Annotated in this window: 16 protein-coding genes and 1 riboswitch; of the genes, 12 read left to right on the forward strand and 4 right to left on the reverse strand. The window is 43.2% G+C overall.

All coding sequences use genetic code 11. The annotated features are described in order from the left end of the window. The first annotated feature begins 15 nt into the window (after positions 1-15). Together BCU75_RS22090 and ubiA are read left to right on the forward strand one after the other, a co-directional pair. Positions 16-558: a chorismate lyase gene (locus tag BCU75_RS22090; RefSeq protein ID WP_004736706.1), complete on the forward strand. Its 543-nt coding sequence runs from the start codon at positions 16-18 to the stop codon at positions 556-558. Continuing rightward, on the forward strand, positions 559-1,413 hold the full coding sequence (gene ubiA / locus BCU75_RS22095) for a 4-hydroxybenzoate octaprenyltransferase (RefSeq protein ID WP_102475106.1): 855 nt from the start codon (positions 559-561) through the stop codon (positions 1,411-1,413). 102 nt (positions 1,414-1,515) lie between these two features. Here ubiA and plsB read toward each other — a convergent pair whose 3' ends face one another. Beyond that, positions 1,516-3,939, reverse strand: a complete 2,424-nt coding sequence (gene plsB, locus BCU75_RS22100) for a glycerol-3-phosphate 1-O-acyltransferase PlsB (RefSeq protein ID WP_102475107.1) — start codon at positions 3,937-3,939, stop codon at positions 1,516-1,518. Between the two features lie 219 nt (positions 3,940-4,158). Between plsB and BCU75_RS22105 the strand changes: the two genes are divergently transcribed. From BCU75_RS22105 to dinF, 4 genes are all read left to right on the forward strand, one after another. Continuing rightward, on the forward strand, positions 4,159-4,521 hold the full coding sequence (locus tag BCU75_RS22105; protein ID WP_102475108.1) for a diacylglycerol kinase: 363 nt from the start codon (positions 4,159-4,161) through the stop codon (positions 4,519-4,521). A 94-nt stretch (positions 4,522-4,615) separates the two neighbouring features. Next, positions 4,616-5,236, forward strand: a complete 621-nt coding sequence (gene lexA / locus BCU75_RS22110; protein ID WP_017104719.1) for a transcriptional repressor LexA — start codon at positions 4,616-4,618, stop codon at positions 5,234-5,236. 97 nt (positions 5,237-5,333) lie between these two features. Continuing rightward, on the forward strand, positions 5,334-6,212 hold the full coding sequence (locus tag BCU75_RS22115) for a class I SAM-dependent methyltransferase (protein ID WP_102475109.1): 879 nt from the start codon (positions 5,334-5,336) through the stop codon (positions 6,210-6,212). 117 nt (positions 6,213-6,329) lie between these two features. Next, positions 6,330-7,685: an MATE family efflux transporter DinF gene (gene dinF / locus BCU75_RS22120; RefSeq protein WP_198593445.1), complete on the forward strand. Its 1,356-nt coding sequence runs from the start codon at positions 6,330-6,332 to the stop codon at positions 7,683-7,685. 195 nt (positions 7,686-7,880) lie between these two features. Here the strand turns inward: dinF and sthA are convergent, their stop codons facing one another. After that, positions 7,881-9,281: a Si-specific NAD(P)(+) transhydrogenase gene (gene sthA, locus BCU75_RS22125; protein ID WP_102475110.1), complete on the reverse strand. Its 1,401-nt coding sequence runs from the start codon at positions 9,279-9,281 to the stop codon at positions 7,881-7,883. 139 nt (positions 9,282-9,420) lie between these two features. Here sthA and BCU75_RS22130 point away from each other — a divergent pair, with 139 nt between their 5' ends. The 3 genes from BCU75_RS22130 to BCU75_RS22140 are packed head-to-tail and all read left to right on the forward strand — an operon-like array spanning position 9,421 to position 10,621. Continuing rightward, positions 9,421-9,612, forward strand: coding sequence for a pyridine nucleotide transhydrogenase (locus BCU75_RS22130; protein ID WP_102475111.1), 192 nt, complete (start codon positions 9,421-9,423; stop codon positions 9,610-9,612). Then, on the forward strand, positions 9,609-10,250 hold the full coding sequence (gene fabR, locus BCU75_RS22135; protein WP_004736697.1) for an HTH-type transcriptional repressor FabR: 642 nt from the start codon (positions 9,609-9,611) through the stop codon (positions 10,248-10,250). Before BCU75_RS22130 ends, fabR begins: the two co-directional genes overlap by 4 nt. After that, positions 10,250-10,621, forward strand: a complete 372-nt coding sequence (locus BCU75_RS22140) for a YijD family membrane protein (protein ID WP_065205740.1) — start codon at positions 10,250-10,252, stop codon at positions 10,619-10,621. Before fabR ends, BCU75_RS22140 begins: the two co-directional genes overlap by 1 nt. 74 nt (positions 10,622-10,695) lie before the next feature. Here the strand turns inward: BCU75_RS22140 and trmA are convergent, their stop codons facing one another. Next, positions 10,696-11,805 carry a tRNA (uridine(54)-C5)-methyltransferase TrmA gene (gene trmA / locus BCU75_RS22145; protein WP_004736694.1) on the reverse strand — a complete coding sequence of 370 codons (1,110 nt, stop codon included), beginning with the start codon at positions 11,803-11,805 and terminating at the stop codon, positions 10,696-10,698. Between the two features lie 154 nt (positions 11,806-11,959). Next, positions 11,960-12,163: riboswitch (cobalamin riboswitch) on the forward strand. Positions 12,164-12,203: 40 nt separating this feature from the next. Here trmA and BCU75_RS22150 point away from each other — a divergent pair. Genes BCU75_RS22150 through murI form a run of 3 tightly spaced genes read left to right on the forward strand, consistent with a single transcriptional unit; the run spans position 12,204 to position 15,728 of the window. Then, positions 12,204-14,147 (forward strand): TonB-dependent receptor, encoded by a 1,944-nt coding sequence (locus BCU75_RS22150; RefSeq protein WP_102475112.1) that lies wholly within the window; start codon positions 12,204-12,206, stop codon positions 14,145-14,147. Between the two features lie 48 nt (positions 14,148-14,195). Next, the gene (locus tag BCU75_RS22155; protein ID WP_102475113.1) at positions 14,196-14,861 is read left to right on the forward strand and encodes an ATPase; all 666 of its coding nucleotides are present in this window, start codon (positions 14,196-14,198) and stop codon (positions 14,859-14,861) included. Between the two features lie 60 nt (positions 14,862-14,921). After that, positions 14,922-15,728, forward strand: a complete 807-nt coding sequence (gene murI, locus BCU75_RS22160) for a glutamate racemase (RefSeq protein ID WP_102475114.1) — start codon at positions 14,922-14,924, stop codon at positions 15,726-15,728. Here the strand turns inward: murI and BCU75_RS22165 are convergent. Then, positions 15,691-16,143 carry an RNA recognition motif domain-containing protein gene (locus tag BCU75_RS22165; RefSeq protein ID WP_004736687.1) on the reverse strand — a complete coding sequence of 151 codons (453 nt, stop codon included), beginning with the start codon at positions 16,141-16,143 and terminating at the stop codon, positions 15,691-15,693. The genes murI and BCU75_RS22165 overlap by 38 nt on opposite strands. Positions 16,144-16,674: the final 531 nt, after the last annotated feature.

Genomic DNA, 16,674 nt, shown 5'->3' on the forward strand with positions numbered 1-16,674 from the left:
CTATTGAATACTAGTATGAATCAGCCAATATCGCTGTATCTTAATTCGTTAATGAATGTAGATTGGCAAAGCACAGAAACATTTGATTTTCCTAATAAAATCACCAGAGAGTGGCTTTTGGAGCAAGGTTCTCTTTCCCGTAAGTTGGGCAAGAGCTGTCAGCACCTGTCTGTTGAGTTGCTTCATAATCAAGTTGTAGAACGCTCAATGCTACAACAAGACGAGGAACTTCTTTTATCATCATTTGATTGCTTACTACGTAAAGTGATTTTGAAGGGTGATGATGAGCCGTGGGTGTTAGGGCGAACCTTGATTCCTCGAGTCACATTAGAAGATCATCAGCATTCTGACCTTTCTCAACAAGGCAATGTTCCGCTTGGATTGACCGTGTTCAGTGCTGAGAACGTGGAGCGAGATGCGCTGCAAGTCGGTTGGGTTATCGCAGGTGATGAGCGACTGCTCGCACGTCGTTCTCGATTATGGATGAACCATAAACCGATGCTTGTGGCTGAACTGTTTTTGCCAACATCCCCCATTTACTCTAAGGAGAGTGTGTAAATGCTTGCCACCAAAGCGAAGGCGTATTGGCAATTAACGCGAATGAATCGCCCGATTGGTACCCTGTTACTCCTTTGGCCGACCTTATGGTCGCTGATTATCGCCGCACAAGGCATGCCTGATTTTGATGTCTTGGTGGTTTTCGTACTCGGCGTGGTATTGATGCGTTCAGCTGGCTGTGTAATCAATGATTTTGCTGACCGTAAAGTGGATGGTCATGTAAAACGCACTAAGCAGCGCCCATTACCTTCAGGTTTGGTTTCCAGTAAGGAAGCTATTCTGCTCTTTTTAGTGCTAGCCATGGTTTCATTCTTACTGGTGCTAACCATGAATCCGCTGACGATTAAGCTTTCTGTTATCGGTGTTGGCTTAGCCTTCATTTATCCTTTCATGAAGCGCTTTACCCACCTCCCACAGCTATTCCTTGGTTTAGCGTTTAGTTGGGCGATACCAATGGCTTGGGCGGCGCAAACTAATGAGCTACCTAGTGTGGTCTGGTTTATTTTCGTGATTAATGCGCTGTGGACAATCGCCTACGACACACAATATGCAATGGTTGACCGAGATGACGACTTAAAAATTGGCATCAAATCGACGGCGATTCTATTTGGTCGTTTCGACAAGCTGATCGTTGGCTTCTTACAGCTAGTGACACTGGCGATGTTGATAACGTTAGGCATGCATTACCAATTAGGAGATACCTTTTATTGGGCACTGCTGGTTGCGGGGGGCTTGTTTGTGTATCAACAACATCTGATGCGCCACCGTGATCGAGATTTATGTTTCCAAGCTTTCCTAAACAACAATTATGTTGGAATGGCAGTGACAGCAGGCTTATTCATTACCTTCTGGTAAGCACGAGTTTTTGTTAAACGAACGCTCAATAAAAAGGCAGCCAATGGCTGCCTTTTTTGATCGTGTTCAGTCTCGCGATTAAAGCGATTGCTAACCAAGAGATTACTCTGCTTGGTGGATACTCTCTTGAATCGTCAGACGGACCTCTGGGTAAAGCATTGAGTAAAGAAGCTTAGCGAATTGCTGAGTCTTTTCTAAATCGCAGTTACCATCGTTATCCAGATATTGTTGCTGTTTCAGAGTTGCGAACATCGATGCAAACACGCCTTTATCGAAGAACTCTGGTGCATTAATACCTTGTAGACGCCCCAATCGTTGTGCGATGTCTTGGCTCTTCTGCTCAAGATCAGATTTATCCAGATCAGGGTTTTCTGCCAATAGGTTCAAAGCAATAGAGTAGCGCTGTAGCGTTTCTGAGATCGTACGGCCTAACAGCATCAGTGCTTGGCTGTTTGACTGGTTGATGGTGACTTGGTTGTCCGACACCACAAGCATACCTTGGCCAACAAGCTCTCCAATGATGCTCGCCACCACGCTTTCAAGCTGAGCTTCGTCGTAGCTTAAGAACAACTCTTTCTTCAAGAACGGGTAGATAGCAGCAACGTTCTCTTGAATCGCGTCAATGGTTAGGCCGTGCTGACGAATGGTCATTTGAGCAATTAACGATGGTAGAGCAAACAAATGAATGATGTTATTTCGGTAGTAGGTCATCAGAATTGACTGGTGACGGTCTAGCGAAATAATGTCGCCCATTGAGTCTGATTCAATCAAGAACTTGTTCAGTGATTCAGCATGTTTTACCAAATCTTCAGCGCTGTCTTTTGGTACCGTAAATGTATCAGAGTAAGGTACGTTCTTAAGCAGAGACAGGTAACAGTTGATCTGAGAAACCAAAGAATCACGAGACAATGCACGCTGTCGAGAAGCGAGTAGCGCGGTCGCACAGAGTGTCAGTGCATTGGTCGCTGCTGCATCGTTAATGTGCGTCATCATCTTAGTCGCCAGATCGTTAACCACAGGGTTCATCCATTGTGGTTTGCTGGTGCCCATAGGATCGATGTCTTTTGTCCACTCCGGTGCGTGCTCGTTCAGGTATTGGTTTAGTTGGATCGGCTCACCGAAGTTCACATAACCTTTACCAAAGTTGCGCAGCTTACGCAGAGTACGAATCACAAGGCTCGCATTTTCTTTCTCTTTGCGCTTACCACGCAGCTCTTTGGCGTAAGTAGCTACTTCCATTACGTGTTCATAACCGATGTACACAGGAACCAAAGTTACAGGACGGTTCATACCACGCAGCATTGCTTGAATGGTCATCGCTAGCATGCCCGTTTTCGCTTGCAGTAGACGACCCGTACGAGAACGACCACCTTCACTGAAGTACTCAACTGAGTAACCTTTAGCGAACAGTTCGGCTAGGTATTCACGGAAAATCGTAGAGTACAGTTTGTTGCCTTTGAAGCTACGACGAATAAAGAACGCACCGCCGTGACGGAAAATAGGACCGGCAGGGAAGAAGTTGAGGTTGATACCCGCAGCGATGTGCGGAGGCACCATGCCTTCATGATAAAGCACATAAGAAAGTAGTAAGTAATCCATGTGGCTACGGTGACAAGGCACGTAAACAATCTCGTGACCGTCTTGAGCTAGCTTACGAACCGTTGAAGCGTTGCTGATATGCAGGCCTTGGTACAACTTATTCCACAACCAACCAAGAATCTTCTCACCGCGCTTGATTAGTGAGTAAGAGAAGTTAGCTGCGATCTCATCCATGATGTCTTGAGCTTCTTTGCTCGCTTTCTCTATGGAAATATTTTTTGATTCAGCTTCGTCTTCGATCGCCTTTTTGATAGCTTCTGACTTTAGCAGACGGTCGAACAGAGCTTGGCGGCTTGGTAGGTTAGGACCTGATGCTGCAAGCTTTTGACGAGAGAAGTGAATGCGTGCCACGCGAGCAAGCTTATGCGCGATGGTGCTATCGGTGCCGTGTGAGTTGGCCATGTAGCGTAGAGAGACAACCGGGCTAAAGCGAACCAGACAATCACGACCAGCCAGTAATACCGCTTTTGATTTTTCTAAGCCGTTCATTGCTTGTAGGTAAGGTTTCTGGTTATTCTCTTTACCTGGTTTACGTCCCCACAATACGGTTGCTGGGATAACTTGAACATCAAGCTCTGAGTCTTCAGCATGCAGTGAAAGCAGCTCAGAGAAAACTTCAATTGAAGAGCTTGGAACATAGTCATCATCTTGCAGCAATGTTTTACGTGAAGAGATGAACACGAAGCGTTGCAGTGATTTGCCGTTTATTTCAAGCTTGCTAAAAGGATCGGGTAAGCCCAATTCTAGCGCATGCTTTTGCAGCGTAAGTAGGTCGACACTTGAGCGAAATGGTAAGGCGTATACAATCGGTTTGCCTAAATCAATGTTCAAATCCTCAACCGGATTCGAAGGTATTGATGTGCCCTTTACCAAAACGGATAAAGGTAGCTTCATTAATGAACGTGAAAAAGATTGTCCAGAAGACATATAGGTTCACTGCCTCAATAGTTATTTCAATGTGCTTAAGCGTATCTCTATTTCTATGATGAAAGGATAAATCCTGTGAGTGAAATAGGGATAAGCCTAGGCGTAAATTTAATCGATGCAAGAATACCAGAAACTGGTCTAACCTTTTAATGGAAATAGTCATATTGCCGTTAAGTTTGTTTAAAATCATTCATCGACTGATTGAGTATAGGGTTAAAAATGAGCAAAAAATCAAACACCGGATTCAAACGCATAGTGAAAGCAGCAGGCTTTTCATGGCAAGGCATCACTAGCTCATTTAAAAACGAGGCGGCATTTCGCCAAGAAGTATTTATGGCAGCGGTGTTAATCCCACTGGCGTTCTACTTAGATGTGAGCCAGGTAGAGCGCATCTTAATGATTGCTGCTGTTGTATTAGTGGTCGTGGTCGAGTTGATCAATACGGCGATTGAAGCGGTCGTTGATCGGATTGGCAGTGAACATCATGAGCTAGCGGGCATGGCTAAAGATGCCGGTTCTGCTGCGGTTTCTGTCTGTTTAGGTTTGGCGGGTTATGTTTGGCTAGACATTTTATTTTTGTGATTTTTGAAAAATGAACTAAAAACAACCAATTGCTTTGCTTTTGTTTGGTTACTGGATATACTCACAGTCAACTGTATAAAAAGACAGGTGAATCATGAAGCCGTTAACGCCCCGCCAACAACAAGTTTTCGATCTTATCAAAAGTAAGATTGACGATTTCGGTATGCCACCGACACGCGCAGAAATTGCACGTGAACTAGGCTTCCGTTCTGCTAATGCAGCAGAAGAACATTTGAAAGCTCTTGCTCGTAAAGAAGCGATTGAGATTATCCCGGGTGCGTCTCGCGGTATTCGTATTTTGCTTGAAGATGCAGCGAACGAAGAGCAAGGTTTACCATTAATTGGTCAGGTTGCCGCTGGCGAGCCTATTTTGGCTCAAGAGCATGTAGAAATGCATTACCAAGTTGACCCAGGTATGTTTAAGCCACAAGCTGACTTCTTACTTCGTGTAAATGGCGAAAGTATGAAAGACATCGGTATTATGGATGGCGATTTACTGGCCGTGCATAAAACACAAGACGTGCGTGATGGACAAGTTGTCGTTGCTCGTGTTGACGATGATGTAACGGTAAAACGCCTAGAGCGCAAAGGTTCTACTGTTCTGTTACATGCTGAAAATGAAGAGTTTTCTCCAATTCACGTGGACTTAGAATCCCAACACTTGTCTATTGAAGGGCTTGCGGTTGGTATTATTCGTAACACGGACTGGATGTAGTCATTACAAACAGCTTATTGATATTTATTCTCAATAACTTGTTATTGTAATTGATATTCATTATCATCTTCTTTGTCGAGATACAAGGAAGATGATGATGCCAAACCCAACCAAACCTCAAATGAAGCCGCTTGTTCGTAAGCCGTGCTCCTCTGATCAAAAGGCCTCTTCTGATCGAGGGTCTGCACATCAAGAATTTCAAGTTCCGACCAATCTCGTTCAACATCTTTGGTTTCGCAGTCGCGAAAGCCTTGCCGATGATGGCCTAGTTTACGATCCTATTGCAGCTCAAGCCTGTAAGCGTTGCCAACTAGCGCCTGAATGTCTTACTGGTGAACTCGACCAACAACAACTTCTCTACGCAACATTGACTCAGCTTTGTGACTCTCAAGTTCAACAATTTTTATCTCATAACCCAGATGCTTGGATTATCAATGTTGGGGCTGGCCTCGATACTCGTTTCTACCGTTTAGATAATGGCCGTTGTCATTGGGTTGAATTGGATGTGACAGAGAACCTAGTTTGGCGCCAACGCTTATTTCACAAAAATGAACGCTACCGTTTGGAATGTGGTTCGGTTGACGATCTAACGTGGCTCGATGAACTGAACATCCCAGAGCAAGCCTCAGTGATGGTGGTGTGTGAACATGCTTTGCTTGATTGCAATGAACAGCAGACGGCACATTTTATTCAGTCTCTCAGTCGTTATTTTACTCACGCCCACGCCTGCTTAGTCTTGGCCGGAGATAAGAGCTCAAGTACGTTGGGGCAGAAGCTAGGATCTGGTGAGTATGCTCACGGATTGTCTTCACCAATAGACAGTGTTCTCAATTGGTTGCCATGGGCACAATGGGTTAAGTCATTTTCACCACTAGAGCAGCAATGTAATCGTTGGAAGTTGTGGCAGCGATTGTTGTGTAAGATTTCTCAGTTTAAAAAGCGTTTAACTCCTCAATTAGTACTCGTTAAATGGTAGCGCTAGCTTCTTCTATCAACGGATAGTTTGGTAACAGCTAATCAATATACAAAGTACACAACATAGTGAAAGCACATTCACTAGGTTAAACTATCGCCTCTAATCAAAGAGGTGATCGTGAAGTTATTTAATCCCCAAACTATTTTTCAAACTCTATCCAATCAGGCGATGCACAAAAAAGTGCTGTTGCTCGCGATCCCCATGGTTCTTTCCAATATTACGGTTCCTTTGCTGGGCTTGGTTGATGCCGCGGTTATCGGTCACCTAGAGCATTCTTGGTATTTAGGTGGTGTGGCATTAGGCGGCACCATGATCAGTGTGACCTTCTGGTTGCTTGGTTTCCTGCGTATGTCGACGACTGGATTGGCCGCGCAATCTTATGGTGCGAATGATGGTAAGCAGCTTGGTTTAGTCTTTGTGCAAGGCGTGACTATGGCCTTAGGGTTTGCTGGTGTCTTTTTGCTTTTACACAGCTTTGTTGCGGATGCAGTTTTCTCATTGAGCAGTGCCAGCGAGCAAGTCAAACATTATGGCCTGCAGTATTTCTCTATCCGTGCCTGGAGTGCACCTGCTGCGCTAACTAACTTTGTAATTTTAGGTTGGTTGCTCGGAACCCAAAATGCTAAAGCACCAATGTGGATGGTGATTATCACTAATATCACCAACATCGTTTTGGATATCGTTTTTGTTATTGGCCTTGGATGGCAAGTTGAAGGTGCGGCATTGGCATCGGTGATAGCAGATTATGCCGGGCTAACGTTTGGCTTGGTTTGTGTTTATCGAATCTGGGCAAAGAGGCAATTGCCATCACCATGGGATCTGCTTAAGAAAACCAGTCAAGGCTTGAGCCGTTTTGTGAAACTGAATCGAGATATCTTTTTACGTTCATTATGTTTGCAAGCCACTTTTACTTTTATGACTTTCCAAGGCGCAAGCTTTGGTGATGATGTGGTGGCAGCCAATGCGGTATTGATGAGTTTCTTGATGATTATCTCTTATGGGATGGATGGTTTTGCTTATGCAATGGAAGCCATGGTCGGAAAGGCGATTGGCGCGAAAGATAAAGAAGAGTTAAATCAGTCTTTGATTGGCACTTTTTTCTGGAGCTTCAATATTTGTTTGGTACTGACCATAGCGTTCGCGATTGCTGGGTCTAGTTTGATTAATATGATTACTACAATTCCAGAGGTTAAGAGTCAGGCTGAGGTGTATCTGCCATGGCTGATTGCGATGCCGCTCGTTTCTATGTGGTGCTTCTTGCTAGACGGTATTTTCGTGGGCGCTACCAAAGGCAAAGATATGCGTAACAGTATGTTTGTGGCCACCTGCAGTTTCTTTGCGATTTTCTACTTAGCATCAGGTTTAGAGAACCATGCGCTGTGGCTAGCAATGTTGAGCTTTATGGCAATGCGTGGGATTGGTCTTGGTGTTTTATTTATCTCTCAGTGGAAGAAAGGGGAGTTTCTTGCTTAGCTTAGCTTAGCTTAGATAGATTAGTTCAGGGACCGAAAAGGAGAAGCTGTGCAGGTAAAGTGGCATTTAGAACATCATGATCTAATTGCCCACATAACTATATAATTCAGTGATTTAAATAAAAACAGCAAGCTCATGGCTTGCTGTTTATGTATTTGGCCTACAGGTGGTCAAATAGTCCTATTGGTTCTTTGTTTAGAACAAACGGTTAAGTCCGTTCAGCGCTGCGACACGATACGCTTCGGCCATTGTTGGATAGTTGAAGGTAGTATTCACAAAGTACTCGATGGTATTGGCTTCGCCTTTCTGTTCCATGATCGCCTGACCGATGTGGATGATCTCAGCAGCACGCTCACCAAACACGTGGATACCTAAAATCTCTTTAGTTTTACGATGGAAAAGTATCTTCAAGCTACCAATATCTTTACCTGCGATTTGAGCACGAGCTAAGTGTTTGAATGAAGATCGTCCCACTTCATAAGGTACTTTAGCTGCGGTAAGCTCTTGTTCTGTTTTACCGACAGAGCTGATCTCAGGAATGGTATAGATACCTGTTGGGATGTCTTCGATAAGGTGTCGTTCTGCTTCACCTTTCACCACGGCTTGGGCCACGAATCGACCTTGGTCATAAGCAGCACTTGCTAGGCTAGGATACCCAATCACATCACCAACAGCGTAAACATGTTCAACACTGGTTTGGTAGTTGCTGTTGACTGATACTTGTCCTCGAGAGTCTGGTTCTAAGCCAACGGCACCAAGGTTAAGTTTGTCGGTATTACCCGTTCGGCCATTGGCATACAGTAGGCAATCAGCACGCATTTTCTTACCAGACTCTAAGTGAATGATCACGCCATCGTCAGTACCTTCAATTTTCTCAAAGGTCTCATCGTTACGAATAACAACGCCACTATTCCAGAAGTGGTAAGAAAGCGCATCCGAGGTTTCATTGTCTAAGAATGACAACAGGCGATCGCGAGTATTAATAAGATCGGTTTTAACGCCTAAACCACGGAAGATCGAAGCGTATTCACAACCAATAACGCCGGCACCATAGATGATGATGTGTTGAGGGTCGTGTTTAAGAGAAAGAATCGAGTCGCTGTCGTAGATACGTTCATGCAGAAAGTCGACGTTGTCTGGTTGATAAGGGCGAGAACCTGTTGCGATAACAAATTTGTCTGCGCTGTAATGTTCTTCAGTACCATCGCTCTGCATGACAGAGATAGTGTTAGTATCGATAAAACGCGCAGTACCAAACACCAATGTGCACTGGTTACGGTCGTAGAAGCCTTGACGCAATCGAGTCTGTTTGTCGATGACTGATTTAGCATGACCTAGAATGTTGGAGAAGGTTGAATGAATGCTTTTATTATTCTGACAAAACAACGGGTTGCTATTGAATTCAATGATGCGGCTTACTGCATGACGCAGTGCTTTTGAAGGAATCGTTCCCCAGTGGGTGCAACCACCACCAACGCTGCTCTCTTTTTCAATGATTGCAACGTTCAACCCGGCTTTGGTTAATCCCATCGCTGCCCCTTCGCCTCCGGGGCCACTACCAATTACGATTACATCAAAGTGGTTGGAGTGTGGCATAGATATCTTCCTTGTTATATTTGATTAACATTGCTTTAGCGAGATTTTAACTGATTCTGTTCTTGGGTACATGAAAAGGGCATCAGAGAGTCGGTGGGATCACGCAGTGTTATCGAAAAAATAATATTTGGTATGTTGTATGTCTCCAAATGACAGTGTGGATATTGAAATTTTTTCTTCGAACGTATTTACTTCGGTACGTGAACAAAGAGGTGTGTTTAGTGTCTTATATAACCAGAGTGCCTTATATAAACATGTGATTCGCGTTATATTGAACAGAGTATTAGGCATGCCTGTTTTGGCTGTAAAAGAAGAGTTTGATAAAGTATGAAACCAATGGGCATTCGCGCGCAGCAAAAAGAAAAAACTCGTCGCAGCTTAATCGATGCAGCATTTAGCCAGCTCAGTGCCGATCGTAGCTTTTCCAACCTAAGCTTGAGGGAAGTTGCTCGTGAGGCTGGAATAGCGCCGACTTCCTTTTATCGTCATTTCAAAGACATGGATGAGCTTGGCTTAACCATGGTTGATGAAGGTGGCTTACTGTTGCGTCAGCTAATGCGTCAAGCTAGGCAACGCATAGTAAAAGAAGGCAGTGTGATTCGTACCTCGGTTGAAACCTTTATGGAGTTCATTGAAAGCAGCCCAAACGTATTCAGACTGTTATTGCGAGAGCGCTCAGGAACCTCTTTTGAGTTTCGTGCTGCGGTAGCTCGTGAGATACAGCACTTCTCTGCTGAGTTAACCGAATATTTGATAACGACTGGCATGACACGAGATGAAGCTTTTACTCAAGCTGAAGCCTCCGTCATTTTGGTCTTCAACTCAGGGGCAGAAGCATTAGATTTAGATCGACGTCAGCGAGATGAATTGGCTGATCGCTTGATCATGCAATTGCGAATGATGGCCAAAGGTGCTTTTTGGTATCGTAAAGAACGTGAACGTAACCGATTAAAAGGCGGGATTGAATAATGTCGAATGAAAATAATACTGTAAACCGTGGTTCTGAAAGAAAGACACTCGTACTTGCTGTTGTTGCAGGTGTGTGTGGTGATGCACTGTTATCTTGGGTAACAATGAGCGAAGTGGGCTTCTCTATTTTCCCACTAATTGCTTTAGTTTTGGCTGTACAAGCGCTTTACCAAGAATACCTAACGAATCCAGTATCTGAAGATATTCCATTAGTGGGTTTAGCTTGTTTCTTTGTAGGTGCATTTGGCCACTCGGCTTTTGTGAAAGCACAATACCCTGATGCAGGATCAAACTTCTTTGCGATTATCGTCGCTATGCTACTACTCGCTTGGGTAGGTAAGAAGCTAGGCTTTATCGGTAAAACCGCTTAAACCAACGTATAAATAAAAAAACGAGCCAATTGGCTCGTTTTTTTGTATCTGCTGTACGGCCTAGAGAGCGAGATTTACGCTTTACGCTCCAGGAATACACCGGCTTCCATGTGGTGGGTATAAGGGAACTGGTCAAATAGAGCAAAACGAGTGATGTCGTGTGTTTCGCTTAGAATGTCTAGGTTCTCTTTCAATGTCTCAGGGTTACAAGAGATGTACATGATGCGCTCGTAGCCTTGCACCATCTTACAAGTATCAACATCCATACCTGAGCGCGGTGGATCAACAAAGATAGTGTTGCAGTTGTAGCTCTTTAGATCGATGTTCGCTTGTTGTAGGCGACGGAATTCACGTTTGCCTTCCATTGCTACGGTAAAATCTTCCGCAGACATACGAATGATCTGAACATTATCAATCTTGTTTGCCGCAATGTTGTATTGAGCAGACTCTACAGATGGCTTCGCTAGCTCAGTTGCGAGTACACGTTCAAAGTTTTGTGCCAGCGCTAATGAGAAGTTACCGTTACCGCAGTAAAGCTCAAGCAAGTCGCCTTTGCTGTCTTGGGTACAGTCAACAGCCCACTCAAGCATCTTTTCTGCGACTTTGCCGTTTGGTTGAGTGAAGCTGTTTTCTACTTGTTGGTAGATGTAGCTGTCACCATTCACGTCTAGCTTTTCAATGACGTAGTCGCGATCAAGGACGATTTTCATCTTACGCGCACGGCCAATCAGGTTTAGGTTAAAACCTTCATCATTCAATTGCTGCTTAAGTGCTTTAGCATCTTGAATCCATTGCTCACCCAATTGACGGTGGTAAAGCAGTGATACCAAAATCTCACCACTCAACGTAGAAAGAAAATCTACTTGGAATAGCTTATGGCGTAGAGAGTGGTTGTCTTTCATTGCATCTGTTAGTAGAGGCATTAAGTCATTGATAAGACGACTAGCCGCTGGGAACTGGTCTACACGGTATTTTTCTTTGGTCTCTTGATTGAACATGACGTAATACATATCGTCACCTTCATGCCACACGCGAAATTCAGCACGCATGCGGTAGTGTTGTTCTGGAGATTCATACACTTCCAACTCAGGCACATCGTATTGTGAGAACATTTCAGTAAGACGTTCAGTCTTTTCTGCTAGTTGTTCTTGGTAGCGTTGCGGGTTTACATCTAAATTCGCCATTGTTATGCCTTTTGCTGTCGTGCTTTTAAATCAAGAGCGCAGATTTTATTCAATCACAGGCGCTTGTCCAGTGTTGAGAGCTATTCAATGTAAATCGAGCATGAAAACTATAGCTTATAACTATCTTAGACTAGACAAATGATTCATAGGTTAATACTATCTCCCGCAAGCTGGTGCCATTTAGATGTATAGATGGCTGAAGAGGGAATCTGGTGTAAATCCAGAACTGACGCGCAGCGGTAAGAGAGAACGAGTATTCATAAGACACTGCAAATAGCTTTTTGTGGGAAGTCGAATATCAGGTAACCATAAGGTTGTGCTCTTGAGTCCGAATACCTGCCAGCGGCTAAGCCATACAATGTGGTTTGGTAGGACTTTACGCGATTTAGGATCACAACATGAACAAATCCCTTTTAGCGGTTGCTGTAGCATCGCTACTTTCACCTATCCCCAATTTACACGCCCAAGAAGCATCTACTGACGAAACCATGGTGGTTTTAGCTCGTAGTGATTTTAATAATTCAATTGACGATATACCTGCCAATGTAACTGTTATTACATCAGACGATATAGCTGCGAGTGGAGCTAAAAGCTTAGATACATTGCTGCGAGCTAGAGCAGGAATTCAAGTTTCTGATACTAACAGCGGGCCATCATTCTCATTACGCGGTTTTACTGGTGGGCAAGCTGCTAACAATACACTGATCCTAGTTGATGGACGTCGTCTAAATAAGCAAGATTTGTCAGCTCCGCAGGTTAGTTCAATATTAATCTCTCAGATAGAGAGAGTTGAGATACTGTCGGGTAGTGCTGGTGTGCTTTATGGGGATCAAGCCGTAGGTGGTGTTATTAATATAATCACCAAAGGGGCTTCAGAAGATGGTGGTAATTTGTCAGTTAGCGCTGGTAGCTTTGATTCCTTTGCTGGCAACGTTGATTTTTCTAGAAAACTAAACGAGCAATGGAGTTTGTTCTTTAGTGCTAGTCAAGATAACAGTGACAACTATAGAGATCATAATGCTCGTGAGACTGGAGCATTATTAAGCCGATTGAATTATAAGCAGGATTCAACTGAATTTTTTGTAGAGGCTAGTTACTACGATAATAATCGAGAGTATGCCGGCTCATTGACAGAGGAGCAGTACAAGAATGATCCGACACAAGCCGCTTCTGCGAATCAAACAGATTATTCTCATGAAATCACCCAAGCATTTAGAGCTGGTTATAAGCAAGATGTGAATGAATCTTGGGTCTTAGGGACTGATGTTATTTACGATAATACGTCTGGTTCAGGCTCTGCATGGGGAAGCTCAACGATCAGCGATAGTAAGCAATTATTTGGTTCAATAAAGCTGGAAAATCAGTTTTCAACAGGATCCGGCGAAGGTAATGCTTTATTAGGACTTGAAGGGGCAAACCGTGATCATTCTTATAAATCATCTTCCACCGATCGTTCGAATGAACAAGATACTTACAGCGTCTTTGGACAAGTTAACTACCCACTTCTTGATGATTTAACTCTTACAACAGGCGCACGTTATAGTGCAGTTGAAGATAAGATTTTTGATGCAGCTATATACCCAAATAAAGAGAAATTAACAGAGGCACAGGATGCTTATGAACTTGGGCTTAATTATAACGTTAGCGAATCACAACGCATTTATCTACGAGGCGAGACAAATTTTAGGTTCGCTAAAATTGATGAACAAGCCTATACCTCTCCTGGCGTCCTTGGTCTAAAGCCGCAAACGGGTAAATCAATTGAAGCTGGTTGGGGGTTAATTGAGAACAATTATAGTCTCAGAGTTGATGTGTATAACTTACAGCTTGAAGATGAAATTATTTTTGATAGTAGTGCTCCCACTCCTATTGGGGGCGCTTTTACTGGAGCTAATGTGAATGCAGATGAATCGGAGAGAAATGGCTTTACGGTAAGTGGTGATCTATATGCTACCGATTCGGTTTTGTTAGGTTTGGAATATAGTTTCATTGATGCTGAATTCTCTTCTGGCGATGACAAAGGTAAGAAGCTACCTTGGGTTGCCCGAAATTCAGGGCGTGCATTTGCAACCTATGACATTAATTACAACTGGCAAGTTTTTGTTGAAGGTGTCTATACTGGTACTAGATTTAAAGACGGTGATACATCAAATAGTTTGGCAAAGCTTCCTGCCTATTGGTTGAGCAACATCGCTGTTAATTTTTCTCAAGATGTATGGTCGGCAGGACTTCGTATAGATAATGCATTTGACGAAAAATACCCTGCGAATGCCAATAATTGGGGAGCATATTACCCTGGTGATGGTAGGAAAGTCATTTTGACTGGCGCCTATAAATTCTAATTTACACCTAAACCGCCTCCGGGCGGTTTTTTCTTATTGGGTATATCAATGAAAAAGAAAGTCGTCATAAGTTGGTCGTCAGGTAAAGACTCGACATTAACGCTAGAGCGTCTACTTGAAAGCTCCGAATATGAAGTTGTTGCTCTCTATACGACATATGTTGGAGATGAAGTTCCTTTCCAAGTGACTCCGATTGATGTTGTTGCCATGCAGGCTCAATTAATCGGGTTGCCATTAATCACGATTGAGCTTCCAGAAGTCTTTCCGAGTAATGAGATTTATCAAAGTACTATTGTCTCCGCACTTAAAGGTTCTGGCTTATCAATTGATGCGGTCGCGTTTGGAGACATGTTCTGTAATGGCATTGCTGATTACCGAAGAAGCTATATAGAACCAGCAGGTTGGGAATGTGTATTTCCTCTAATGGGAGAGAGCAGTCAGGCACTTGCGAGTGAAATAATAGACAGAGGAATCGAAACCTTTCTCGTCACAGTCGATAGCGATGCATTGGACATGAGCTATTGCGGAAAAGAATACACGCTTGAGCTAATAGATAGTTTTCCGAGTCATGTCGATCCATGTGGTGAAGATGGTGAGTTCCATACCTTAGTGACGTCAGCGCCATGCTTTAGAGGTAAGCTCAAGATAGACCTAGAAAATGTAGAGCAAGGTGAGCGCTTTGTTCATCAACGTTATCAAGCTTGCATTATATAGAGTGAGGATTGGCGAAAACTAAGCGAAGGAGTATCATTGCAGCGAAACTTATTATAGGTAATCGTTGTGTCGGATAGTCTGCAAAAAAATATACTGGTCTTTGATTCTGGAGTGGGTGGCCTATCTGTATATAAGGAGATAAGCCAGTTACTACCGAATCATAACTATACTTATGTATTCGATAACGAGGCTTACCCATACGGTGAACTCGATCAACAAGTCCTTGTTCGCAGAGTCCAAAGCATCGTCGCCAGCTTTGTGGCTACTCACGCAATAGATATCGTAGTGATAGCCTGTAATACAGCAAGTACGATTGTATTACCTACACTCCGTGCTAATAATCTAATCCCAATTGTTGGCGTTGTTCCGGCAATCAAGCCTGCATCCCTACTTGCCAATAAAGCGGTGGGTCTCATTGCTACTCCCGCAACGATTACTCGTGAATACACACACGAGCTCATCAAAAACTTCTCAAGTAATAAAAGAGTCGAACTTTTAGGTTCTACTCGGCTAGTGGATATGGCCGAAGATAAACTCAGAGGTGAGGCGATTAACCTTGAAGAGTTACAGCAAATCCTTCAACCGATGATCAATACAATTGATGTAGCCGTTTTAGGATGCACACATTTCCCGCTGATAAAATCAGAGATTCAACAAGTCCTAGGTAAGAGTGTTTTATTGGTTGATTCTGGTAAAGCGATTGCGAAGCGAGTTCAAGATTTATTGGATTTGGAAAGTAGTGATAAAGAAGGGGGAGTGCGTGAGGTTTTTTGTAGTGCACTTCCTAAGAAAGAAAGTGCACTAAATAGCATGTTAAAGCAGTTAGGATTTAGCTCAGTTCAGCTTCGTCCGTTTCTGGATGTTTAGGATCATTTGCAACTCGCACTTTTAAAGTTCGTTGCATGTAATCTTTATCGTTAAGTTCTGAAATAGCATGATTTACATCATTGCTAGCCATTACGACAAATCCAAAGCCTCTTCTTTTACCAGTACGTTTGTCTTTCATTAAGCGTACTGCAAATACTTCACCATACTCTGAGAATAATTCACGTACGTGTGACTCATTCGCTTTGTATGGAAGGTTACCTACATAAAGTGTTTTTGTTGATGCCTTAGGTTCTGAGTCTGATTTTGAGTCGGTGCTTGAAAAGTTAACAACAAAAGCGGAAGCCAAGACACCAAGGATAAAGGTAATTGCAGGCGATATATCTACCTGAGAGAAAACAATGCCACCTAGAACAGCTAGTGCGACAATTAACAACATCGATTTTTTTGAGTTCATATCGGAATACTACATATTAATAAACGAAATAGACGCATCTACTCTTAACAAAATAGATACATGAATCTTACGTTCATGGTTTCCATTTTGCCAATGTATTGCTGTGATACGTCTCAAATGTTTAGTTTTTATTCGAAAAATGCGGATCTGGTGGCTTTTTAGGCGAACAAAACTTTTATTCAAAAAAGCCCTTGTGCTCTATGTCGATCTCTCTATAATGCCGCCTCACCGACACGGAGTGAGACGAAAGTCACACAGCGAAATCGGTAGAGAAAAAGGAGTTGAAAATAACCCTTGACTCTCTAAGTGGTGCAGGTATAGTACGCACCCCTAGCGACTGAGATGTAAATCACAAAACGCTAGCGCTCTTTAACAATTTAAACCTATCAATCTGTGTGGGCACTCGTTGATGAATATCAAAACGTTTTATCGTTAGATAAAACAGATTCTTCGGAATCAAAATTGATTTCAATGAACTGAGTGACCAATACAAAGTTAAGTTTACTTAATTTTGGCACAGTCAATTCATTA

This window comes from Vibrio splendidus, from assembly GCF_002873455.1.
In the GTDB taxonomy this organism is placed as follows: domain Bacteria; phylum Pseudomonadota; class Gammaproteobacteria; order Enterobacterales; family Vibrionaceae; genus Vibrio; species Vibrio splendidus_J.